At 66.5% G+C, this 21,720-nt stretch carries 17 protein-coding genes and 2 pseudogenes; 13 read left to right on the top strand and 6 right to left on the bottom strand.

The genetic code is table 11. The features are described 5' to 3' along the window. Positions 1 to 185 precede the first annotated feature (185 nt). A complete protein-coding gene (locus ACIQCY_RS17170; RefSeq protein ID WP_400485071.1) occupies positions 186 to 1,298 on the top strand; it encodes a right-handed parallel beta-helix repeat-containing protein in 1,113 nt (370 codons plus the stop codon). On the opposite strand, the gene ACIQCY_RS17165 is transcribed toward ACIQCY_RS17170, so the two are convergent. Continuing rightward, the gene (locus tag ACIQCY_RS17165; RefSeq protein ID WP_400485070.1) at positions 1,283 to 2,794 is read right to left on the bottom strand and encodes a hypothetical protein; all 1,512 of its coding nucleotides are present in this window, start codon (positions 2,792 to 2,794) and stop codon (positions 1,283 to 1,285) included. The two genes, ACIQCY_RS17170 and ACIQCY_RS17165, sit on opposite strands and share 16 nt — an antisense overlap. Before the next feature lie 195 nt (positions 2,795 to 2,989). Between ACIQCY_RS17165 and ACIQCY_RS17160 the strand changes: the two genes are divergently transcribed. From ACIQCY_RS17160 to ACIQCY_RS17130, 7 genes are all read left to right on the top strand, one after another. Beyond that, positions 2,990 to 4,030 (top strand): GNAT family N-acetyltransferase, encoded by a 1,041-nt coding sequence (locus tag ACIQCY_RS17160; RefSeq protein WP_400485069.1) that lies wholly within the window; start codon positions 2,990 to 2,992, stop codon positions 4,028 to 4,030. A 54-nt stretch (positions 4,031 to 4,084) separates the two neighbouring features. After that, positions 4,085 to 5,203, top strand: coding sequence for a heparan-alpha-glucosaminide N-acetyltransferase domain-containing protein (locus tag ACIQCY_RS17155; RefSeq protein ID WP_400485079.1), 1,119 nt, complete (start codon positions 4,085 to 4,087; stop codon positions 5,201 to 5,203). A 173-nt stretch (positions 5,204 to 5,376) separates the two neighbouring features. Continuing rightward, positions 5,377 to 6,201 carry a glycosyltransferase gene (locus ACIQCY_RS17150; RefSeq protein ID WP_400485068.1) on the top strand — a complete coding sequence of 275 codons (825 nt, stop codon included), beginning with the start codon at positions 5,377 to 5,379 and terminating at the stop codon, positions 6,199 to 6,201. Next, positions 6,201 to 7,712, top strand: a complete 1,512-nt coding sequence (locus ACIQCY_RS17145) for a glycosyltransferase family 4 protein (protein WP_400485067.1) — start codon at positions 6,201 to 6,203, stop codon at positions 7,710 to 7,712. Before ACIQCY_RS17150 ends, ACIQCY_RS17145 begins: the two co-directional genes overlap by 1 nt. Further along, positions 7,709 to 9,298, top strand: coding sequence for a phospholipid carrier-dependent glycosyltransferase (locus tag ACIQCY_RS17140; RefSeq protein WP_400485066.1), 1,590 nt, complete (start codon positions 7,709 to 7,711; stop codon positions 9,296 to 9,298). Before ACIQCY_RS17145 ends, ACIQCY_RS17140 begins: the two co-directional genes overlap by 4 nt. Positions 9,299 to 9,302: 4 nt before the next feature. Further along, positions 9,303 to 10,427: a glycosyltransferase family 4 protein gene (locus ACIQCY_RS17135; RefSeq protein WP_400485065.1), complete on the top strand. Its 1,125-nt coding sequence runs from the start codon at positions 9,303 to 9,305 to the stop codon at positions 10,425 to 10,427. 34 nt (positions 10,428 to 10,461) lie between these two features. Next, positions 10,462 to 11,253, top strand: coding sequence for a PIG-L deacetylase family protein (locus tag ACIQCY_RS17130; protein ID WP_400485064.1), 792 nt, complete (start codon positions 10,462 to 10,464; stop codon positions 11,251 to 11,253). Positions 11,254 to 11,343: 90 nt separating this feature from the next. On the opposite strand, the pseudogene ACIQCY_RS17125 reads toward ACIQCY_RS17130, so the two are convergent. Next, positions 11,344 to 11,499 (bottom strand): annotated as a pseudogene (locus ACIQCY_RS17125) (aminoacyl-tRNA hydrolase); the annotation flags it as partial. Positions 11,500 to 11,853: 354 nt separating this feature from the next. Between ACIQCY_RS17125 and ACIQCY_RS17120 the strand changes: the two are divergent. Continuing rightward, entirely contained in the window at positions 11,854 to 13,161 is a 1,308-nt protein-coding gene (locus ACIQCY_RS17120; RefSeq protein ID WP_400485063.1) for an O-antigen ligase family protein, read from the top strand. Here the strand turns inward: ACIQCY_RS17120 and ACIQCY_RS17115 are convergent. From ACIQCY_RS17115 to ACIQCY_RS17105, 3 genes are all read right to left on the bottom strand, one after another. Then, positions 13,123 to 13,755 carry a hypothetical protein gene (locus tag ACIQCY_RS17115; protein ID WP_400485062.1) on the bottom strand — a complete coding sequence of 211 codons (633 nt, stop codon included), beginning with the start codon at positions 13,753 to 13,755 and terminating at the stop codon, positions 13,123 to 13,125. The genes ACIQCY_RS17120 and ACIQCY_RS17115 overlap by 39 nt on opposite strands. Before the next feature lie 826 nt (positions 13,756 to 14,581). Beyond that, positions 14,582 to 15,166: an aminoacyl-tRNA hydrolase gene (gene pth / locus ACIQCY_RS17110; RefSeq protein WP_400485061.1), complete on the bottom strand. Its 585-nt coding sequence runs from the start codon at positions 15,164 to 15,166 to the stop codon at positions 14,582 to 14,584. Between the two features lie 14 nt (positions 15,167 to 15,180). Next, positions 15,181 to 15,831, bottom strand: coding sequence for a 50S ribosomal protein L25/general stress protein Ctc (locus ACIQCY_RS17105; RefSeq protein ID WP_400485060.1), 651 nt, complete (start codon positions 15,829 to 15,831; stop codon positions 15,181 to 15,183). A gap of 342 nt (positions 15,832 to 16,173) precedes the next feature. On the opposite strand from ACIQCY_RS17105, the gene ACIQCY_RS17100 reads away from it, so the two are divergent. From ACIQCY_RS17100 to ACIQCY_RS17090, 3 genes are all read left to right on the top strand, one after another. Continuing rightward, the gene (locus ACIQCY_RS17100; RefSeq protein WP_400485059.1) at positions 16,174 to 16,563 is read left to right on the top strand and encodes a VanZ family protein; all 390 of its coding nucleotides are present in this window, start codon (positions 16,174 to 16,176) and stop codon (positions 16,561 to 16,563) included. A 101-nt stretch (positions 16,564 to 16,664) separates the two neighbouring features. Beyond that, positions 16,665 to 18,041 carry a UDP-glucose dehydrogenase family protein gene (locus ACIQCY_RS17095; protein ID WP_400485058.1) on the top strand — a complete coding sequence of 459 codons (1,377 nt, stop codon included), beginning with the start codon at positions 16,665 to 16,667 and terminating at the stop codon, positions 18,039 to 18,041. Positions 18,042 to 18,603: 562 nt separating this feature from the next. Further along, a complete protein-coding gene (locus ACIQCY_RS17090) occupies positions 18,604 to 19,164 on the top strand; it encodes an acyltransferase (protein WP_400485057.1) in 561 nt (186 codons plus the stop codon). Positions 19,165 to 19,214: 50 nt separating this feature from the next. Here ACIQCY_RS17090 and ACIQCY_RS17085 read toward each other — a convergent pair. Continuing rightward, positions 19,215 to 20,376: pseudogene (locus tag ACIQCY_RS17085) on the bottom strand (IS3 family transposase). Between the two features lie 547 nt (positions 20,377 to 20,923). Between ACIQCY_RS17085 and ACIQCY_RS17080 the strand changes: the two are divergent. Next, positions 20,924 to 21,514: a low molecular weight phosphatase family protein gene (locus tag ACIQCY_RS17080; protein WP_400485056.1), complete on the top strand. Its 591-nt coding sequence runs from the start codon at positions 20,924 to 20,926 to the stop codon at positions 21,512 to 21,514. The last annotated feature ends 206 nt before the right edge of the window (positions 21,515 to 21,720 follow it).

The following is a 21,720-nucleotide window of genomic DNA, read 5'->3' as shown; positions in this document are numbered from 1 at the left end:
ACGGGGGGCGGTACTACGCACCCTGAGGACTTTCCGCTACACGGGAGCGGCGGCAGCATGGGTATGGGCGGCCACGGGCGCGCCTGCTTCATCTATCCTGATGACACGTCCCGCACCGCACGGCGACCCGGACTCGTCGGCACCTGAAATCCCCCTCCCCCGTTGCGCAGGCAGAAGGTCGAGTCATGAGGAAGCACCGTCTCATGAGGAAGCGCCGCCTCATGAGGAAGCGCCGTCTCGGGGCCACGCTCCTGGTCGCCGTCGTGGTGGGTTCCGTGGTGATGGTCTCCGCGTTCAGCGCGGACAACGAGGGCGGATGCACCGCGACCGGCAGCAGCGCCACCACCGTGGTGCAGGTCGACGCCCCCGGCTCGGGGAACTCCGCAGCGGTCCAGGCGGCGATCGACGCCGCTGCCCGCCAGGGCGGCGGGATCGTCCAGCTGTCCGCCGGGCGGTTCGACATCGACCGCCCGCTGCTGCTGAAGGACAACGTGGCGCTCAGGGGTTCGGGGCCTGCCACGGTCCTGAAGGCATCGGCCCGGTTCCTCGACACGAAAGGGCCCCACGGCGGTCACCCCCTCATCACCACAGAGGGAGCGGACAACGTCACGATCGCCGACCTCACCGCCGACCAGAGCGGGGACGTGCTCGACGGGAATGTCGATGGCCGGCTCAACGAGTACCTGATCGACGTGCGGCACTCCGTCAACGCCCTCGTGGAGCGCGTGAGCACCCGCAATCCCTTCACCTATTCCATAGCGGTGGTGGGCAGCCGGGATTTCTGCGTGCGGGACAGTTCGACGGTCGCCGAGTCATCGGGCAGGTACAACCAGCTGGACGGCATCCACATCACCGACTCGCACTCCGGCGCCGTGGTGGGCAACCGGATCGACCAGCGGCGTGGCGCAGACGGCGACGACGGCCTGGTCGCCCAGACCATCGGCAGTGCGGTCCACGACGTCGTCTACCGGGACAATGACGTCCGGGGCGGCTCGCACGGTGCGGGCATGCAGCTGGCCGTCTCGGGCCATGAGATCTACAACATCACCATCGAGAACAACCGGTTCTGGGGCTCACCCTCGGGTATCCGGACGGGTTACTACGACGGCGGCACGCAGTCCGTCCGGAACATCGCGGTGGTCGGCAACACGTTCTTCGAGAACGACGGCGCTTCGCTCGCGTTCGAGGGCGACCTGGTGAACATCCGCGTGGAACGCAACACGATCTGCCGCAGTGGGGCCATCGATATAGCGCCGACGGCCTGGCAGGTGGTGCACGGGAATCAGGAACGCTGCTGAGGCCTCGCGGCATGGCGCGCGGTGTGTGGCGCCCGGAAGCGGCGCCACACACCCAGTCCGCGGAGCACCTCGAGGGGGCCTCGCTCCCTCAGCTGGGCCAGGATGACGAGCCCGGCGACGAAGACGATCAGCATCCAGACGGGCGGCTGCCCCGCCGCCGCCTTCAGCAACAGTGCGAAGCAGGCCGCCCCGATGAAACCCGTGGCCGCCATGCGGCCCGACGACGGCGGGAGGAGCGGAAGGGCGATCACCGTCAGGACGGCGGCCGAGGCCAGGGCACCCACTGCGCAGCCGATCGCGATGCCCTCCACGCCGCCGCGCTCCCAGCCCAGGAACAGGCCTCCGAGGACCAGACCCGACGCCGCCACGAGCCCCAGCTGGCACCGCCGGTAGGCGCGCAGGGCCAGCAGGACCGTGGCGAGGACCGTCAGGGCGGCGTAACCCAGTCCTGACACCGCGAGCCAGGGCAGCAGGGCGAGTGAGGCGTGGTAGCGCTCCGGCAGGACCAGTGCCACCAGGGGGTGCGGGGCCGTCGCGATCACGGCGCAGGCCACGAGCGAGAGCCGGCCGAAGGACCGCAGGGCATCGGTGAGGATCGCCGTCACGTGGGCACCGGGGCGGCGCAGGAGCGGGAAGACGACGATGACCGTCCCCGCTGCGACATACACCGGGGCCTTCGCGATGGACGCGAGGGCCTGCAGCCCTGCTGCTGCGGTGGAGCCGCCGTCGAGGAAGGCCACGAGCACCACGTCGATTCCCACCAGCACCGACACGACGCAGAGCGTCGAGGCGATATCGGAGGTCTCCGCCCAGCGCCGGCGCTGGTGCAGCACCCGCGGCCGCCAGGTGATGTCGCGGAGGAAGGAGCGGGGCGTGACCAGGAGGGCGAGACCGCCCATGGCGAAGCCGAGCACAGCACCGGGGGCGCCCCACGCGAACAGCACGACGAGGAGGGAGAAGACCAGCCGGATGAGGACCTCGCCGACAGACTTCACCGTGTACCGCACGAAGCGCAGTTCCCCCTGGATCCAGCCGGACGGTGCCGCTCCGACGAACAGGACGAAGGCGGACAGCGCGACGAAGGCGGCGGTCGGGGCCGAACCGAGGCCCGCCGTGATCGCCCCGGTCAGCAGGGCAGCCGCGAGCCCCACCACCACGGAGACCGCTACCGCGAAGGCGATCGCATCACGCCGCGCTTCCGAACCGGGCGGGTGGGCGGTCACGGCCTGGGCCAGCGGCAGCGGAACCAGTGCCGAGGTCACGATGCCCACCATGCCCAGCATCATCTGGGCGGCGGCGAACTGGCTGAAGTCCGCGGGCTCGAGGGCGTTCGCCATGATGAGCGTGACGGCGTAGCTCAGGACGCCCACGAACCCGGCGCCGACGGACAGGAGCACCCCGTAGCGGGCCACTCCGGCACTCGCGGCCGGTGCCTCCGGGCCTCCGGCGTGCGCGCCCAGTCCGGCCTGGAGTTCAGAGATGGGGCCGATCGTCACGTAACTCTCCCCAGCGGGCGTTCGAGCAGGACAGGACGCCAGACTACGGACAGGCGCAGGAGTCTGGCACGAGTATCGGCTACTCGCTTCGTGCCGCCCCCGCTACCCGGCAGGGCCCCTATACTGGGCGCGCCGGCCGGTTCGCAGGACGGCGGGCTCCCATTCCCGGCCACGGGCGACGGCAGGACGACAGGCATGGATTTCTTCGCATCTGATCCCTTTCTGACAGCTCTCGCCGTGGACTACCACCGGGCAAGGACCGTCGAGTTCAGGACGTACGGGATCCGGGGCGGGCAGGTGCGTCTCGCACAGGCCGACGGCCGCAGGATCCTGACCACCGGGCCGTTCTACGACTACGTGAAGCCCGTTCCGCCGGACGGCACGGCCCGGGAGACGGTGACGTACCTGCCGAGGCTCGTGACCTCCGTGGTAGCCCTCGACGACGAGGATCCCGCCGGCTCCGTGCCCGCAAGCGAGGACGTGGCACCGCTCGTCGTCTGGGAGCGCTTCTCCAGCTGGGACGAGTACCTGGCCCTGCTCGGCACGAGGAGCAGGAACCTTCTTCCCGCCCGCCGCAAGAAGCTCAGGAGGACCACGGAACAGTTCGGCGACCCGGTCTTCACGTTCGGCGACACCAGTGGCGAGGCGCTGGACCTCTGCGTGACGTGGAAGATCGCGCAGTACGAGGGCGGGCACGAGACCCTCGAGGACCCCAACGCCCTCGTCATGCTGAGGAGCCTTTTCGACGACGGCCACCTCGTGCTGTCGACGCTGAAGGTCGCCGGCGAGTACGTAGCCGTGCATGCCGGGTTCCTCTGGGAGGGCGAGTACCTGGACCTGCTGTCGGCGTATGATCCCGCCTACGCCGAGTACGGGGTCGGCAGGGAACTGCGCCTGCGCCTGCTGGAGTACAGCTACCGCCAGGGGCACAGGAGTTACGATCTCCTGCTGGGCGCCGAGCCCTACAAGTGGTACTACGCCACCCATGTCCAGCTCATCGGGAGCTATGGGCGGCCCCCGCTGGTCCGCCGCACCCGCGATGCCGTGGAGCGCGTGCTCAAGCGACGGCTGATCGCGCTCTCCCCGCACCTGTTCTACCGCGTCAAGAGGCTCGTCATCTCGGGACGTCGGGCCCTGGCGGACACGGCAGGCAGGTTCCATGCTCGGACGGGGATCCGGCGGACGCAGGGCCAGGGCCAGGGCCAGGGCCAGGGCCAGGGCCAGGGGAACGAGTAGGGAAGAGAACGCATGCGGTCGGCCGAACCAGTGAGGAAACCGCGCTTGATCGCGGTGGATGGTGCGCGGGGTCTCGCGCTCATCGGCCTGATGATCGTGCATGTCCTCCCGCCGGAGGACTACGACTTCGAACCCACCGTCCTCTGGCAGATCTTCGCCGGCCATTCCGCTGCCCTGTTCGCCCTGCTGGCCGGGGTGTCGCTCGCCTTCGGGTCCGGAGGACGGCACCCGGTGAAGGGCACGGCACTCAGGGCCGCCCGGGCGTCCGTGGCAGTCCGGGCCGCCCTCATCCTGGCCGTCGGCCTCGCCATCGGCTATGCACCCACGCCGGTGTCCATCATCCTGCCCTACTACGGGGTGATGTTCCTGCTGGCCGTCCCGCTGCTCGGCCTCTCTCCCAGGACGCTGGCCCTCCTGGCCGGGATGACGGCGGTGGCGGGCCCGATCGTCGTCCAGTTGCTGCGCGATTCCCTGCCGGGCCCGGGATTCAACCCCACCTTCACCTCCCTGGTCACCGAGCCCCTGGTCCTGGTGACCCAGTTGCTGCTGACGGGCGAATACCCCGCCGTGCCCTACATGGCCTACCTCTGCGCCGGGCTCGCCATCGGCCGGCTCGATCTCGGGTCCCGTCGCGTCCAGCTCCGGCTGATGCTCTCCGGGGGAGTCCTCGCCGCCGCCACGTGGCTGCTCTCGGTCCTCCTCCTCGGCCCCCTGGGCGGCATGAAGCGCCTGGCGGAAGCGTCGCCCGAGCTCAGTTCGGAGGCGATCCGCCGGATCCTCGTGTGGGGGCCCGAGGGCCGGCTCCCCACCACGTCGCTCTGGTGGCAGGTCGTCCTCGCCCCGCACTCCACCACGGTGCTGGAGAAGCTGAACACCGTCGGCACATCCATGGCCGCGCTGGGGGCGGTCCTGCTCCTGTCCCGCATCGCCGCCTCCGAACTGGCGCCGCTGGCAGCGCTCGGCAGCATGACCCTGACCCTGTACTCGGCCCACCTGCTCGTCCTGTCGACCGGCTTCCTGGCGAACCAACCCAGCGGTTCCCTCCTCATCCAGATAGCCCTCGCCACCGTCTTCGCGTTCCAGTGGCGCCGCGGCCACGCGAACGGTCCCCTCGAAGGCCTCGTGGCGGCCGCGACGAAACGGACGCGGGACCGCGTGCTGGCCGCCGGCTAGACGCACGACGGCAGGCACCAGCTGGGTATCCCCTACGCGCCGGCCGAGTAACTCCCGTGAGAAGTGAGGTACCCCCTACCCGTGCACCCCACGGCGGCCGTCACTAGCGTCGAGGCTGCAGATACTTGCGTGAACCAACAGGTCCGCCGAGGAGCTTCAACCCGAGGAGAGCCGTGGAGACGGAATCTAGTCTCGTCCGCGAGCCCCAGACGAACAGCATCCACGAGGGACGTCCCGCCACCGGCGGCCGGACGTCGGGGATCCTCCCGCCCTCCCCCACCCCACCGCACAGACCCGTCCACCTCGAGGTCATCATCCCGGCCTACAACGAGGCCGAGCGCATCCCGGCCACACTGGAGGCAACGGCGGACTTCCTCGCGTCCCAGCCGTGGTCCTCCCGGATCGTGGTGGTCGACAACGGGAGCGTCGATGACACGAGCGGCGTCGTGAGGCGGTGCGCCCGCGCACGCGGCGCCGTGGACATCCACCTGATGGGGTGCGCGCAGCCCGGCAAGGGCGCCGCCGTCCGCCGGGGCCTCCTGAGCAGCCACGCGGACTTCGCAGGATTCCTCGACGCCGACTGCGCAACTCCCATTGCCACACTGGACGCGGCGATGACCTACCTCGAGGCAGGGGCAGCCGCCGTCATCGCCTCGCGCCATGTGTCCGGAGCCACCTTCGTCCAGCCGCAGCGCCTGGGCCGGAGGGTCGGCGGAACAGCCTTCCGGCTGATGACGCGCCGCATGGTCCAGGGCATCGCGGACACGCAGTGCGGTTTCAAGTTCTTCGAACTCGGCGCCGTGAAGCGCGCCCTCGTGGAGTGCCGGACCACGGGGTTCGCCTTCGACGTCGAGCTCCTCCAGCGGATCCAGCGCTCCGGAGGGCGGATCCTCGAGATCCCGGTGGCCTGGACCGATGGCCCCGCCTCGACCTTCCGGCCCGTCCGGGACGGCATCGCGAGCTTCAGCACGGTCCTCCAGATGCCGCGGGTCTACTGATGCATTCCTCCGCCGTCCCGATCGAGCGGCTCGCGGGCAAGCACCTCCTCGTCCTCAACTGGCGGGACGTCCGGCACCCGCAGGCGGGCGGCGCGGAACAGTACATGCACCAGATCGCGGTGCGCTGGGTCGCGGCGGGGGCGCGCGTCACGTGGGTGACGGGCCGCGGCCCCGGGCAGTCGCCGCACGACGTCGTGGACGGCATCGACGTCATCCGCTCGGGTGGGCCGCTCGGCATCTACCCGGCCGCGGCGTTCTGGCTGCTCCGGTGCGGGCGGAAGTTCGACGGCGTCATCGACTGCCAGAACGGCATCCCGTTCTTCTCCCCCCTCTTCCTCCCACGCTCGGCGCCGATCGTGCAGGTGGTCCACCACGTGCACCAGGACCAGTTCGCGACCCGCTTCTCGAGCCCGCTCGCCACGGTGGGCCGGTTCCTCGAGAAGGACGTGGCCCGGGTGGTGTACGGCAAACGCTCCATCGCCGCCGTGTCCCCGTCCACCCGCCAGGAGCTGCGGCGGCGCCTCGGGTACACGAGCCCCATCTTCGTGGTGCCCAACGGCACCGTGGACCCGCCCCAGGAGGTGGGCCCGCGGGATCCGGACCCCACCATCACCGTCGTCAGCCGGCTGGTGCCGCACAAGCGGATAGACCTCCTGCTCGGGCAGGTCGCGGTGGTGGCCGAGGCCGTCCCCCGGCTTCGCGTGAACATCGTCGGGGACGGGCCGGAACGGGCGCGGTTGCAGAAGATCGCGGCGGACCTGGACCTGCTGTCGACCGTCACGTTCCACGGCTACCAGCCCGACGAGGTGCGCGATGCCCTCCTGAGCCGCGCGTGGATCACGGCGTCGACGTCGGCGGCCGAGGGCTGGGGCTGTTCCGTCATCGAGGCGAACGCCTGGGGCGTGCCCTGCGTGGCGCTGAGGGTCCCGGGCATCCGGGACTCGGTGCTCGACGGCGAGACGGGCTGGCTGGTCGACGACGCGAAGAGCTTCGGCACCGCGACCGTGAAGGCCCTCGAGCACGTCGGTGATGCGGCGAAGGCGAAGGCGATCACCGAGGCCTGCCGGAGCTGGGCCGCGCGCTTCACCTGGGATCGCAGTGCCGCGCTGCTCGCCGGGGTCCTCGTCGAGGAGGACGGCCTCACCGGGACGGCGAGGGCGCAGCGACGGCGGGCGCGCTCGGACATGGCGGCGCAGGCCAGGTTCCGGACGCCGGAGGGGTTCGATCCCTATCGGTCCCTGCGGGCCACGGACGAGGTGGCCGAGGACGGCCCCGACACCTGCGTGCTGCTGAACGGCTGCGACGAGACGGACGCGCGCAGCGTGCTGCGCAGGCTCGGCATCGTGGACGCCGAGATCGCGCTTGCCGATCGCGACAGGGTCCTCGCCGGCCCCGCGCGCCCAGCGGTCCCCGGGAAGGCCCCCGCGGGGAAGGGTTCCACGGGCCCTGCTGGGAAGGGTGCCGAGCAGCCTGGCCAGGGTGTGTCGCAGGCCGAGGGCAGGCGGCCATGACGGCTCCGGTCGCCTTCGCGGAGTCCGCCGACATGCCGCCACCTCCCCGCCACTTCGTGCCCGAGGGCCCCCGGCTGACCCTCGGCACGCTGGTGGGGTTCGTCGCCGTCGTCGTCGCCGCCTTCGGCGTCCGCGCCATCGGGCTGGTGCGCGGGTTCGAGCTCTGGCTCGACGAGATGCTGTACGCCCGCCTGGGGCAGTCCATCAGCATGGGACAGCTCCCCAACCTGCCCGACGGGCCCTTCCTGCTGCACCCGCCGGGCTACTTCCTCGTGGAGGGCGCGGCCATCAGCCTGTTCGGCATCTCGGGCAACAGCATGGACCTGGTGCTGCAGCTGCGGTGGCTGAACGCCGTGATCGGCGCGGTGTCCGTGGGCCTGGCCTTTTTGCTGGTCCGGAAGGTTTCCACCACCGTGGCGGCCTGGGTTCTCGCCGGCGTGCTCATGATCGAGCCGTTCGTGCTGCGCAACAACAGCCGGGTCTTCCTCGAGACCCTCGGGATGGCGGCCCTGCTCGCCGGGCTGCTGATCATCGTGGCGCTGATGGTCCACCCGCAGGCCAGGTACCGCCCCGCGAAGCTGCTGGCAGCGGGCCTGCTGCTGGGCTACGCCGTGCTGACCAAGGACGTGTATGTCCTCGGGGCCGTCGCGCCCGTGGTCGCAGCCACGGTGTGGCGGCACACCCTCCGCGTGCGGGACGCCCTGTGGATCCTGCCGGCCACCGCGGTGCCGTACACCGCCTACCTCGGCGTGCTGGCCCTGAACGGCCTCCTGGGTGCCTGGATCTGGGCGAAGACCAAGGGTGTGCGGCGCATGGCCGGGATCGAGCAGACCACGGGCTTCAACGAGGCGGGGGCACCGAGCCTCGTGGACCGGCTCCTGGACCAGCTGGGCCAGTTCGGGTCCTCCTACGTGCTGCTGGCCATCGGCCCGGTCACCGGCGTGATCCTGAGCTTCAGCAGGGTGGCGGGCCGCCGGCTGATCGGCCTCACCGCCGTGATGTTCGGCCTGTTCGGCTTCTACAGCGTCGCTTTCGGCACCCTCGAGGAGCAGTACGGGTACCCGGTGCTGTTCGCCGGTGCCGTCAGCGCGGCGGTCTGCGCGGTGGAGCTCGTGGAACGGAGGGCGCGGCTGCGCACGCCGGTGATCCTGTTCACCGTCGCCTTCGTGGCCCTTGCCCTGGCGGTCGGCCTCCGGACCCTGGTGACCATCGACAACGGCTTCGTGCAGGTCCGCTCCTGGATGCAGGAGAACCTCCCGGCCGATGCCCGGGTCAGCGTCTCGAACAGCACCGGCGAGGTGGCGTTCGAGGACGATCCGCGGATCGGCGTGTGGCCGTCGGCGCCCCTCATGCAGGAGAACGGGGCCAACTACATCATCACGCAGGAACTCCCCACCTCCCTGGGCTACGGCTACGCCCGCCCCGAGATGCTGGAGTGGCTCAAGGACAACGGCGAGCCGCTGTTCGCCGTGGACGGCCCCACCAACGGCAGCACGGTGCTGTGGGAGGTCGACGACGCCACCCTCGCGCGGGGTGCCGCGGACAATGTGGGCTTCCCCTCCGCCACGTACGAGTCCGAGAGGTAGCGCCATGGCCGCGGACCTCCGGGTGCTCCACCTCGGCTTCGAGGATCCCCTCATGCCGGGGGCCGGGGGCGGCTCGGTGCGCACCCACCAGATCAACCGGCGCCTGGTGGATCTCGGCTTCGAGGTGACCGTCCTGACCACCACGTACCCCGGGGCCCGGGAGCGCGTGCAGGACGGCGTGCACTACGTGCCCGTCGGGATCGGGCAGGGGCGCAACCGCCTCACCCGGCTGCTGGGCTACATCGCCCGCCTGCCGGTGGAGGCCCGACGACGGCGGCACCGGGCCGACCTCGTGGTCGAGGACTTCTTCGCCCCGTTCTCCACCATGGCGGCTCCCCGCTGGACCGGCCGGCCGACCATCGGCATGGTGCAGTGGCTGCACGCCCGTGACAAGGCCCGGCAGTACAGGCTCCCGCTGCACTGGCTGGAGCGGTGGGGCGTGCGGTCCCATACACGGCTCATCGCGGTGTCCCAGGGCACCGCGGACAAACTGGCTGCGCTCAATCCCGCTGCCTCCGTGGAGGTGGTCGGCAACGGGATCGACCCGGAGTCACTCGAGGGTGAGACCGTGCTGGGGCGGCACGTGCTGTTCATCGGCCGGCTGGAACTGCACCTCAAGGGCCTGGACCTCCTCCTCGCCGCCTGGGCGCAGGCTGCTCCACGCATCGGGGACAGGCTGATCATCGCGGGAACCGGGCCGGACCGGGAGAGGCTCGAGCGCCTCATCGAGTCCCTGGGCGTCGCGGACTCCGTGGACCTGGTGGGCTGGGTGTCCGGCGAGCGCAAGCATGCCCTGGTGCGCTCGGCCCGCCTCGTCGTCGTGCCGTCCCGCCACGAGACGTTCGGGCTCGTGGCCGTCGAGGCCCTGGCCGGCGGAACGCCCGTGATCATCTTCGACATCCCGTGCCTCCGGGAAGTGGTGCCCGCCGGTTGCGGGTGGAAGGTGGCGCCGTTCGACGTCGGCGCGCTCGCCTCGGAACTCGCGCTGCGGTACGGCAGCGAGGCCGAGCTGCTCGACGCCGGACGGCGGGGCCGGGACTTCGCCCGCGGCTTCGACTGGGATGCGCAGGCGCAGCGGCAGGCGCACATCTACCGCAGCGGAGTGGGGGTACCCCTGGCGTCCACCTGACACGAACGTGCGTCCTCCTCCCCGAAAGGCTCCCGTGCTCACCAATCTGCCCCGCCTGCAGCGATCCCTGCTCGGCAACAACCCGTGGCTGTTCCTGTCCCCCCATCTGGACGACGCCGTGCTGTCCTGCGGCGCGCTGCTGAAGGAGAGCACGAGGGCGCGGGACATCACGGTGGCCACCCTCTTCACCGAGACCGCCGCTCCACCCCACACCCGGGCCGCCAGGACCTACGTCAGCCAGTGCGCCGCGCCGGACGCGGAGACGCTGTTCAGCGGCAGGCGGGCGGAGGACCGCCAGGTGCTCGAACACCTGGGTGTCCGGTACGTGCACCTCGGGCTGGCGGACGCCCTCTTCCGGGAACGGCACCCCGTCCCCGGGTTCGAGGTCCTGAAGAGGTGGCTGCCCGAGCTCGTGTACCGGTACCCCACCTACCGCTTCGACATCGCCCTCGGGCGGATCTCCCGGGGGGACAAGGCGCTCATCGCGGCGTTACGGATGAGCGTCGGGGACCTGCTGGATCAGACCGGTGCGGAGCTGCTGTTCTGCCCGCTCGGGGTGGGCCGGCACGTGGACCACGTGATCACGCGCCTCGTGGGCAGCTTCTTCCCGGACCAGGTGGTCTACTACGCGGATTTCCCGTACTGCATGTCCTTTCCCCTGGAGGAGCGGTTCATCGGCGAGCACGGGCTGGAGAGCGGCACCTGGGACCAGGAGCTCGCCGCCAAGCAGCCCATGATCAGGGGCTACGGGACGCAGGCGGATGCCCTGTTCCCGGATGGGCAGATCCCCGTGGTGCCGGAGACCTACTTCGCGTCGACGCAGTAGGGCCGGCTGGTGCATGGTCACCGTCATCGGGGTGGTCGTGGGGCCCCTTGATCGTCGTGACCGTAACCCTGGCGTTGGTGGCTGGCGGTGGAGCAGGAACGGCAGTTCCTTCTTCTCCGCGGTACTGAAGTCCTTCAGCACGAAGCCGGCGGGATCCTGGCGTCAGGGCGGGCGTACGACGCCGACGCGGACGCGGTGTCAGTCCTTGGTGCCGAGGGCCTTGCTGATGTCCCGCAAGCCGTCGTGTGCTAAGGCTCGTTCTTTTACTGCACTAAGCCGCATTTATGTACTGGTGGTTGCCTGACCCAAACTCAGTCAAGGCGGCGCCCCTCGTGACGCATGAACCATACGAAAAGCAAGACGAGTCCGGGTACCGCAAGCCACTGCTGCATTGCGGTGCTCTTCCCAAACCGTATCCCCTCAATTGCCATACCAAATCCGTAGAGAGTCAGCAGAGCGCACCCCGCAAAAAGGATGATCTTGAACAACTGGACGCTGTACTGGCCTGACGTCTTCCCCATGTGATCAGCGTACTTACCCGGCGCGCTTCCTCTAGAGTGATCATGGCGCGAACGGTGCTAAAGGTCTCTGGAGGTCCCGATGAGTGGCGTTGGTGCGATAACGCTGGCGTTAGTCTGTCTGATTTTGGGGTGTGGGCTGAAATATCCCGCCCGCCTGCCTAGGTTGGAAGCGTTTTGGTTCCAGGCCTGCATCACGTGGCCGGTAATCGTGAAGGCTGCGATTGGTTCTCTCATCTTTGTGGGAGACTCTGGGACCAGCTTCACCCTTGTCACGTATGGGCCCGCGATCGCAGCCAGTGTCTTCCTTCTGGTCTCGCGTGTTTTATCCCATCCCAAGGTATACGCGCCGGCGTTGATCCTGTTTGCCTTCCCTGTCCTCGCAGTTCCCTTCCTGGTCTTTGGGCGTGGCGGCCCGGTGGATCTGCTACCGCTACTTTTTTTTGCTCCCGCCGTCCTGTATCCGAAGACCACGACCAGCCTCGATGCTTGGGGTAGGTCCGCTAGAACGGGTCTAGTGCTAATCGCTGCGTCATTTGCGAGCGTTGCCTACACTTCACCCGCTAACGTGATCGGGGCATGCAGGCTCGACAAGTGCAGCGCATTCGGCGAGGTCCTTACGTCGCCCATCACGAACAACGGAAACTTTGCGGGCATCTCAGTTGCGCTCCTACTTTCGGTTGCCCTGTTAGGGGTGCGTCGTTTTTCGTTCGTACTCACCGCGGCCGGTGCGCTTCTCCTGGTAGAACTGGCAGGCAGTAGAGCTGCTGAGCTATCGGCCATCACCGTCACCGTCGCTTTCCTGATCGCCGGGCAAAGCTCGAAGCGCAGAAGCTTCATGGGCAAAGCAGTCCTAGCGGCCGGGCTAGTTGGCACGCTGATCACGGCGCTCTACCCCTTCGCTCAGACCTTCGCCACCAACCGCGGCTATCTATGGAACCGCGCACGGGAACTCACAGGGGAGCACCCAATCCTCGGTTGGGGCCCGTTCTACTGGGGCGACCAAGGAGACACAACTGCACTCATCGCGAACTACAGCCCCCACAACTTCTGGCTCGAACTGATCGTCTCAACTGGATTCACCGGGGCCGCCCTCGTCGTAATCGCAGGAGTGCTGCTGTTGAGATCACAACCGCCAGAGTCACGCTATGCGACTGTACTCATCATCGGAAGCATCCTGCTGATCGGTGTTCTTGAATCACCGATTCAGCCGGCTCTGCTCGGCTTGGCGCCGTTCGCGCACGTACTACCTCTGATGATCGCAGCAGGAGTCGCGTCGGCCCCACCGACCAAGACAGAGAAGGTGAGGCCGACGAGGCTACATCAGCTGAACGACCGAGCTGGCAGCGTCCTACCAAGACCCGTTATCCGACCAGAACGGCGTGTTTAGGGTCGTATCACATATCTGTGCGCCCGCGAACATGGTGGCGTTCCCGGTGAATGCGCGTTCCAGCAGTGGGTTTCCGGGTGCGCCGTTCGCGAGTGAGAGCACTGCCCTGTTCGCTTCCGTTGACCTGAGCCGGTAGGCGATCGCCGCTGTGTACGGTTGTGCCGGAGTGAAACGCGGGCGCGAACAGCCGCTGGTCGACGCCGTTGAACTCCAAGTACGTCGTGTCGGTTGTCTTACGCAGGAGTGGACCGGACCCGCAACGACTTCGCGCAGGTATTCGCCGCCGCTGACGAGGTTGTCGATCCGCGCCATCTTGGTATCGGCCGCAGTTGTTGAGTAGTTTCCCGGCAGGTAGCGGTGCGTGATGCCGCTGGATGCGGTAAGGGTGTGCGGGGTGTACGGCGGCACGTAGATAGGGTCGGGGCCGATTGATGCGGTGAGGATTTGCCCATTCCGATCGTTGCCAAGCCGTGTACGATCCTCTTCGATCAGACTTCCAACGATCTTCTGCCCCGCCGTGTTCAGGTGGAACCTGTCACCGACCGTAGGGGAACGGGGGACAACATCGTTGGCGATGTCCTGCTGATGCGCCATGGTCGGGTTATGCCCGCCCATGCTAGATCGTTATCAATGAGTGGTCGCCGCACCTAACAGTAATGCTCACCATCGGTTGACTTCAGGGTTGCGCTGCGGGCGAGAAGGGCGTTGTACGCCTCAGACCCGAGCGGCTCCGAGGAGCCGTTGATGACACTGACCACAGTGAAGCGCGGGTCGATGACGTACTTGCGGAGGTACGCGACCATTGCCGCCGTGCTCGTGATGACCAGGACGTAGGAGAAGTTCCTGCCCGTCCAAAGGATTGCTCTTTCCTTGCCTGCGCTGGCCCCTCGATGTAAATGAAGTAGCACCGACCGGGAGTGGTGACAGCGGTCCCGGTAGTGGCTCGGGTGAAGGACCAGGTCCGCGCGGGTTGCCCTGGATGTTAGCCATGAGAGTGCCAGGCACGCCCGCAATAGCGCCCGTGTACTGCGGGTTAGGCATGCCGCCGTTTACGGCGGACTTGAAAGCGCCCGTAGGGGACACAACGGTGATTGCTACCGGCCCAGAAGCTAGGATGGCGCCACCTACGACCTCAATGATCGGCACAATGCCGCCCTGACGCAGCCCGATTTCCGTGGACGACTGACTGGACTTACCACCGTTGTAGGCGCTCACGCCCTGAAGTCGGTCGAGTTCCGCGCTTCACTCGCCGGGTTCAGTGAGCGAGTCTCCATAGGCGGCGAGGTCTTGATTGTCAGACGCCGTCACCTCCCCGAGAGCACCAGCAATCGCGGCACTTAGTGCAGTGGCTGTCGGAAACCTCAAGTGCGGACAGCGCCGGGCTAGATCCAGTGGGGACGAACCAACCTATCCGGCGCTGCTACAGCCGGGCGTGAAACTTCTGCTGAGCTTCCAGCAGGCCATCCCGGATGAGGAGTTCGACGGCATCCGCAGCGTCGTCGAGCAGGAACGGCAGTTCCTTTTTCTCCACGGTGCTGAAGTCCTTCAGCACGAAGTCGGCCGGGTCCTGGCGTCCGGGCGGGCGACCGACGCCGACACGGACCCGATGGTAGTCCTTGGTGCCGAGGGCTTTGCTGATGTCCCGGAGGCCGTTGTGTCCGCCCTCGCCGCCACCGAGCTTGAGCTTGAGGGTGTTGAAGGGAATGTCGATCTCGTCGTGCACCGCGATCACATGATCGGGGGCGACGTCGTGGAACCGTGCGAGCGTGGAGACCGGGCCGCCGGTGATGTTCATGTAGGTCAGCGGCTTCGCCAGGACCAGGCGGGGGCCGCCGATGCCCAGGCGTCCCTCGAGGGTGACGGCCTGTGCCTTGGCGGACGTGAAACGTCCGCCAAGCCGCGCGGCGAGCAGGTCGAGGACCATCTGGCCGACGTTGTGCCGGTTGCCGGCGTAGCCGGGCCCGGGATTCCCGAGCCCGGCTACGAGCCAGGTGTCAGTGGACACCGTGCGGATCCTGCTTACTGCTCGTCGGCGTCGGTTATGACAGCGTCGGCGTCGGCGTCAGCCGCCGTCGCGCCTTCGGAGGTGCCTTCGACGTCGGCGTCGGTCTCAGGAGTCTCGCCGAGATCCTGCTCTTCCTCGGCGGCCAGGTTAACCACGAGGGAGTCGGCCTCGACGAGCAGGGTCACGCCCGCGGGCAAGACGATGTCGGAGGCGAGGACGTGCTGTCCGACCTCGCGGCCCTCGATGCTGACGGTGAGGGTCTCGGGCAGGTTGGTGGCGTCGGCCTCGACAAGGACCGTGTTGGCCTCGAGGTTCGGGACGGCGTCGGCGGCGGGCTCGCCCTCGACGTGGATGGCGACGTCGACCTGGACCTTCTCGCCGCGGCGGACGGTCAGGAGGTCGAGGTGCTCGACGATGCGCTTGAGCTGGTTGCGCTGGATGTCCTTGACCAGGGCCAGGTGGTCCTCGCCGTTGATGTCCAGCGTGAGCAGTGCGTTGGGCGTGCGCACGGCGAGGGTGGTCGCCTTCGCGGGCAGGAGGACGTGGATGGGATCGGCGCCGTGCCCGTAGATGACGGCGGGGATCATGTTGGCGCGGCGGGCCTGGCGGGCCGAGCCCTTGCCGAACTCGGTGCGGACGTGTGCTGCGAGCTTTTGCTCGGACATGGTTTCTCCTGGACGTTGTGGCTCAAGCTGTCTGCGGGAGCACTGGGACGAAGGCTGGGCGGAAGGAACACGCGAGTGGGCAGTCGTCTAGAAACCAGTTGAGTCGCTAGCCACCGTCGATCACGGAGTTCGGCCGGAATTCGTGCAGTCCGGCCCGCTCCCTCGCCTAGGCATCGGCTTCAATAGTACAGGAACAGGACTACTCGGCTGTTCCTCAGCTTCGGACGGCAATAATGGGGAACCACCCCGTCTGCCGTCCGGCCCATCCTCGAAGGACCTTCTCTGCGTTCTGTACCGCCCCCCTCCCCCAGGTACAAGACTGTAACCAGAGCGCTGTGTGTCGTGTGGCTAGCGGCGGTTACGTTCATCGTCCTGTGGCCGACGCCGGTGGACGAAAACGCGGCCAGCATCCTCCGGCGCGGGCTGGGTTTCCTGCACGGCCACGGATTCCCAACCTTCGTCACTTATAACGTCGTCGAATTCACTGCCAACATTCTGATGTTCGTGCCGCTCGGCCTTTTCTGGTTCATCCTCGCGTCACGACGCTTGCGGTGGTGGGCACCAGGAGCAGGCTTCGCGCTCTCAACCTTCATGGAGGTCACGCAGCTCATCCTTCTTCAGCAGCGCTTTGCCACGCCGTACGACGTTCTCGCCAACACGCTCGGCGCATCACTTGGCGCCGTACTCGCATCCGTCCTTCTCTGGTCCTATCAACGGCGATTCACCCCGTAGATTCACTGAGCGTTCAACGCACCTCTGCCCTGGCTCCTGTTCGTCTTGTCACCGCCGGCCTAGCGTCGATTCAACTACTCTCGATGTCGCTAGGAGCAAGCGTGCGAATTTCTGTGATCGGCTGCGGCTATTTAGGAGCGGTGCACGCGGTGTGCATGGCCAAGCTGGGCCATGATGTGGTGGGTATCGACATCGATGAGCGGAAGATCGAGGCACTGCACGCTGGCCGCGCAGTGTTCTACGAGCCGGGTCTGCCGGAACTGCTTCGAGAGGTGTTAGGCACGGGACGGTTGAAATTTAGCTCCAGCATGTCCGACGCAAAAGGAGCTCAACTCCACTTCCTGTGTGTTGGCACCCCGCAACAGGAGGGCAAGTATGCGACCGATATGCGCTACGTTGACGAAGCGTTCGCATCGCTTTTGGATTCTCTGGAACCAGGCAACGTGGTCGTCGGCAAATCCACCGTTCCCGTCGGGACTGCTGCACGTCTCGCCGACGCTCTCGCCGAACGCTCCCCTGACACCGTCCTCGCTTGGAATCCGGAATTCCTCCGCGAGGGTTTCGCTGTGAAAGACACCCTCTCTCCGGACCGCTTCATCTACGGCGTGCCGGACGGCGAGCCGGGCGCCTGGGCTACTGCCGCCCTCGACGAGGTATATGCCTCTGCGCTAGCCCTGGGGACCAGGCGGTTGATAGCGGACTACGCCACCGCCGAACTGGTGAAGGTTGCTGCGAATTCCTTCCTCGCCACGAAGATTTCCTTCATCAACGCCATGGCCGAGGTCTGTGATGTCGCCGGCGCCGACGTAACCGTACTCGCAGAAGCACTCGGCATGGACGATCGCATCGGCCGCAGATACCTCAATGCCGGCATCGGCTTCGGCGGCGGCTGTTTGCCGAAGGACATTCGTGCCTTCATAGCCCGCGCCGACGAGCTCGGAGCGCATCAGGCCCTGACGTTTCTACGGGAAGTGGATGACATTAACGTGCGGCGCCGGGTCCGCGTTGTCGAACTTACCCGCACTCTGGTGGGCGGCTCGCTGCTGGGGCAGCGCATCACAGTCCTCGGCGCTGCCTTCAAGCCCGATAGCGATGACGTACGAGACTCACCGGCACTCAGCATCGCAGCGCAACTACACCTGAACGGCGCCGAAGTTACCGTCACTGATCCGCGGGCGACACTCGCAGCCCAAGTCCGCTTCCCGGAGCTCACCTACGAGCCGAATCTGGAAACCGCAATGTTGCGGGCCGATGCGCTACTCCTGCTTACTGAGTGGCGTGAATACCAAGCGCTGACACCAGAATTCGCGGCGGGTCTGGTGCGTAGGAGAAACATCCTCGACGGACGTAACGTGTTGGACCTCCACCGCTGGCGATTGGCCGGCTGGAACTTTAGAGCTATCGGTCGCCCGTACGACTCGGCTTCTACCGATGGGAGAGCAGCACCGAAATGGGTGGCAGGTAAACCCGGCAAGTAGCCTAGTAGGCTACTTGCCGGCGCCCGCGCCGAACGATACCTCGAGGAATTGACGGACCATGACATCGGATACTCCACTCCGCGTCTTCACTGTATGCATCGGAAGCATCTGGGGGGGGGCGGGGGGGGGGGGGGGGGGGGGGGGGGGGGGCGGGGGGGGGGGGGGGGGGGGGGGGGGGGGGGGGGGGGGGGGGGGGGGGGGGGGGGCGTGGGCNNNGGTCCGCGCGCCCGGCGCCGCCGCTCTTTTGGCGATGCTTGCCCTCTTCTCCGCGCAACCCCCACGCCGCTTGCCATGCCCCCCCCCCCCCCCCCCCCCCCCCCCCCCGCGGACCTACCCAGACGGACGGCGCCTTCTCGGAGTTGATTCAGCGCCCTTCGCAGGATCTGGCAGGGACTTGGACGCGACGAACTGGTCCCACGACGGCGCATCACATGCTAGCTAGCACCTGGCGTCCTCTCCATGCCCACCAACGGAGCGGTCACCAAGGACGAAAGAGCCGCCACCCTTCGGAAAGGACGCGGGCCCCCACGGAGTCGGGTGATTGGAGTTCTAAGATGAGGGCATGGGGAAACTGAAAGCTCAACTTGGACCAGTCCTGCGTGATGTCGCCGTGAACACAGTTATTGGCGGCCGTAGCGTGCCGCGCCTGCTGCGTGGGCGACTACTCAATGCGGTGGGCCACCACATCCACCGCTCGGCAGTTCTCTGCCCGGATACATTCCTGGGGTCTCGGACGGGACTGACTGTTGGATCTAACAGCTTTATCAATTACGGCTGTTTCTTCGATCTGGGCGCACATGTGACAATTGGCGACTACTGCCAGATCGGCTATCAGGCGATGTTCGTGACATGCAGTCACGAGGCTGGGCCTGCCAATTCAAGGGCCGGCGCACCCATCACCGCGCCGATTGTCGTCGGAGACGGGGTATGGATTGGCGCTAGGGCAACAATCCTGCCCGGTGTAACTGTGGCCTCAGGTTGCGTTATTGCTGCCGGCGCCGTCGTCGTCCGGGACTGTGAACCTGACGGTCTTTACGCAGGAGTCCCGGCTGTCCGAGTGAGAACTCTGGACGCCGAGCCTCGCTCAAGCGGCAGCGCAGTCCTACTCACAGGCGAGGTTTAGACTGCGCCTCGACGTGATTTGAACCGCTCTGGGTTTGATGGAGACTCGAGTTATGTAATTTCGACCAGCTGATGGTGGTCGGTTTGCCCAGCACAGCACCCCTGCTCGAACTCCGCAGGCGGAACATCACCGAGGTAGCCGTGAAGGCGCTGCGTGTTGTGCCAATGAACCCATCCGAGCGTCGCTAGCTCGAGGTCCTCAACCGTCTTCCACGGACCAGGGCGAGCTGGACCACGGACGAGTTCGGTCTTGTAGTAGCCGTTCACCGTCTCAGCCAGGGCGTTGTCATAGCTATCGCCGACGGTCCCGATCGAAGGCGTCGCGCCAATCTCAGCAAGGCGTTCGCCGTACCAAATTGACGTGAAATGGCTACCCGCATCGCTGTTGCAGCGCAAGTCCTCGTGGACGATCATCCGTGAGTACGCGTCGATGATGAAGCAGACGTACGCGACGCCGGCCCACGTCGGAACGAAGGTCAGGTCGGCCAGAGCCGGTTCGGCGCCGTCGCCGTGAATACACGGCGAACGAGGTCCGGGTGTCGTGCCGCGGCGGGATCAGGCCGCGTGGTCTTCACCCTCTTCGAACGTGTCGCACCCTCAATGCCTGCGGATCGCATCAACCGGCCCGTCTGGTCGCGGCCGATAGCGATACCGGCGCGGCGGGCGGCTTTCCAGAGTTTACGGACACCGTAGACCCGGTAATTGGCCTCCCACAGGGTGACCAGCTCGGGTGTGAGGGCCGCGTCGCTGACGGGACGCGGTTCTTCGCGTACGTGCTCGGGGCCACCTGCAGCAGCGCGCAGATGGGCTCGACTCCAAGCGGTCGGCCTTCGACGACGTCATTCTTGTTCGCGTCGATGAACGCAACTACTTCCGGTGTTGGCGGTCGAGCTCCGCCTTAGAAGAAACTCGCGGCCCGCTTCAGGATCTCGTTCGCCCGCCGCAGCTCCCGGTTCTCCTGCTCGAGCTCACGCAGCCGCCTGGCCTCGGCAGTACTCACCCCAGGGGCCTGACCTTCATCGACGTCGGCCTGCCGGACACGTGACCGTACCGACTCCCTTCCGTACCCCAGCTGCGATGCGACCCGATGAACTGTCCCGTGCTCGGTCCCGAGCTCTGCCCGCAACCTCCGCACCATCCGGACCGCAGCAGCTTTTTGCTCCGGCGAATACCGACGTGCCGTCGGCCTCCCAGCTCCCTGACTTGATGCCATGACTCTATTCTCGTTTCCAAGGTCCGAAGCCTCCATCAAACCCAGAGCGGTTCATACGGTAGCCGGGGGACAATTTTGTGTAAGTTGAGGACCCGGCTCGGATACGACATCGCCGGCCTGATGCATATCGTTACGACCCGGACGGTTCGCTGATCTCACCTACGATGGGAGTGCGGAGCAAGAAAGCTCGCGAAGGTGAAGGGACGCCTACTCGGCCTCCTCATGTTCGCAAAGCGTGCGGTAACGGGCGCCCCTCCCCGTGGCGGGCGCCCTCGATGCGCTCATCCTCTTGGGAAAACGCCGGTCGCCTTTCCAAGGCATACCCGTGCGCTTGTGGTTACCTGCTCAATGGCGTCGATCGTGATGCTGATGACCGCCGCCGCCAGGCAAACGGACGAGCACGCTGTTCGGCTTGCTCCCTAGAGCAGACCGTTTCAGACAATAATCAGTCAACATGGGAAGTGTTGTCAACGGGCACAATATAGTGAGTTCCGAGGACCAGCATTACGCTGACCTGAACTCCCGACCAGATGGGTGGACTACTGAAATGACCGGTGCTGACGATGGGGCGAAATCTCATGTCCAGCCAGTGCGTGTACTTGCGGTTTGTACGGGCAACATCTGCCGCTCACCTCTGGTCGAACGGCTCCTTCAGGCAGGACTAAATGAGCAATTCCCCGGTGAGTTCGTCGTACAAAGCGCGGGAACGGGAGCCTTGATAGGTAATTCAATCGACCCGGAAGTGGCAAAATTCCTGCGCGAGAAGGGTGAGGAAGCAGACGACTTCGCAGCCCGGCAGCTAACACCAAAGATTCTTGCAACTCAAGACCTTGTGCTCGCTTTAACACGTGAGCACCGCAGCAAAATCGTGCAAATGTCTCCAGCGGCCCTGCGGCGTACCTTCACCCTGCGCGAGTTCGCCCGCCTAATGTCTCAACTCGAGATGAATCAGACTCTAGGGGGCGCTGAATCTTGGCGGGCGATCCTTCCGAAGGCGCTCAGGGCCCGAACGCCACCCTCAAGACCAGACATGGACGATGTCATCGACCCCTACCGTCGTTCTCAGGAGATATATCAGGAAACGAATCGTCTGATCTGGGAAACTACTAGGGCGATTTTGCAGCGCAATCATCGATAGCTGGATACAGCGAAAAAGGGCCACTAAACGAGTTCGCCGCACCTAAGCGCGGCTGGCCGGAGTGATAGGTGACGACCGGTGACCACCAGCGGCGAGTAGGCGCAACCCGACCTAGTTGTACTGAGACAGGACGTTGGTTGCAGGGTGAAAGGGTGAAGACCTCTTAGGTTGGTGGTTACCACACACGCCAACGACTAAGAGGTCTT

The sequence above is a fragment of the Arthrobacter sp. NPDC092385 genome (genome assembly GCF_044755105.1).
In the GTDB taxonomy this organism is placed as follows: domain Bacteria; phylum Actinomycetota; class Actinomycetes; order Actinomycetales; family Micrococcaceae; genus Arthrobacter_D.
Note: the sequence above shows the minus strand (reverse complement) of the source record. Positions and strands in the feature narration are given on the sequence as shown.

Bases quoted from the DNA above. Each gene is read 5' to 3' on its own strand.
- ACIQCY_RS17170 (WP_400485071.1), top strand. From the start codon at position 186: ATGAGGAAGCACCGTCTCATGAGGAAGCGCCGCCTCATGAGGAAGCGC.
- ACIQCY_RS17160 (WP_400485069.1), top strand. From the start codon at position 2,990: ATGGATTTCTTCGCATCTGATCCCTTTCTGACAGCTCTCGCCGTGGAC.
- ACIQCY_RS17145 (WP_400485067.1), top strand. From the start codon at position 6,201: ATGCATTCCTCCGCCGTCCCGATCGAGCGGCTCGCGGGCAAGCACCTC.
- ACIQCY_RS17140 (WP_400485066.1), top strand. From the start codon at position 7,709: ATGACGGCTCCGGTCGCCTTCGCGGAGTCCGCCGACATGCCGCCACCT.
- ACIQCY_RS17135 (WP_400485065.1), top strand. From the start codon at position 9,303: ATGGCCGCGGACCTCCGGGTGCTCCACCTCGGCTTCGAGGATCCCCTC.
- ACIQCY_RS17120 (WP_400485063.1), top strand. From the start codon at position 11,854: ATGAGTGGCGTTGGTGCGATAACGCTGGCGTTAGTCTGTCTGATTTTG.
- ACIQCY_RS17115 (WP_400485062.1), bottom strand. From the start codon at position 13,755: ATGGCGCATCAGCAGGACATCGCCAACGATGTTGTCCCCCGTTCCCCT.
- ACIQCY_RS17105 (WP_400485060.1), bottom strand. From the start codon at position 15,831: ATGTCCGAGCAAAAGCTCGCAGCACACGTCCGCACCGAGTTCGGCAAG.
- ACIQCY_RS17090 (WP_400485057.1), top strand. From the start codon at position 18,604: ATGGGGAAACTGAAAGCTCAACTTGGACCAGTCCTGCGTGATGTCGCC.
- ACIQCY_RS17080 (WP_400485056.1), top strand. From the start codon at position 20,924: ATGACCGGTGCTGACGATGGGGCGAAATCTCATGTCCAGCCAGTGCGT.